Origin of the sequence: Bartonella sp. CL63NXGY, assembly GCF_042194905.1 — a bacterium.
GTDB lineage: Bacteria > Pseudomonadota > Alphaproteobacteria > Rhizobiales > Rhizobiaceae > Bartonella.
Genome location: NZ_JBHINK010000156.1, coordinates 1 through 558, shown reverse-complemented (window position 1 = coordinate 558; position 558 = coordinate 1). Strand labels below are relative to the sequence as shown.

The window sequence follows — 558 nt, the reverse complement described above, 5'->3', positions numbered from 1 at the left end:
CGATGATGAATAACAGGAGTGGTGATTAGGTATGACAAAGAAAACGAAGACTTTCATTGCAGTTATTGTTGCTATTGTGATCATTGTGGGCGGTGGCTACTTATGGGCAAGCCACTCAGTAGCTTCTCATATTCCAGGTCATGTTTATCAGTACGCAGGAGTATCCGATAATCAAAATGCCTATATGACTTTTGAAAAAGATGGCGATCAAGCAATTGTGACTCCTGATAAAAGTAAGGCCCTCAAGGCTAATAATAGTCAAGCAGACTTTCAATCCGTGTATCAAGAGGAATCCGATCAAGGTAAATGGAATTATAAGGCCAAGGGCAGCAAGTTAACATTAACGAAGTCTCAAGATGGTAAGGTTTCGTTATGGCAATATAATAACGTTTTGGTATTTGGTAAGAAAATGCACTCAAGTAGTTTTACTTACCAAATTGCGAATGCTGGCCAAGGAGTGGATCACAAATCTCCTCACTTTTCCCGGACTCGTTACTTATTAATCTTCAGTAAAAGAGCACTAGTTCTATGATGATTGGAACTAGTGCTCTTTTATTG

General features: G+C 39.1%; 1 protein-coding gene. It reads left to right on the top strand.

What is annotated here, in order from left to right:
- The first annotated feature begins 31 nt into the window (after positions 1-31).
- On the top strand, positions 32-532 hold the full coding sequence (locus ACFIK0_RS09880; protein ID WP_375663988.1) for a hypothetical protein: 501 nt from the start codon (positions 32-34) through the stop codon (positions 530-532).
- The last annotated feature ends 26 nt before the right edge of the window (positions 533-558 follow it).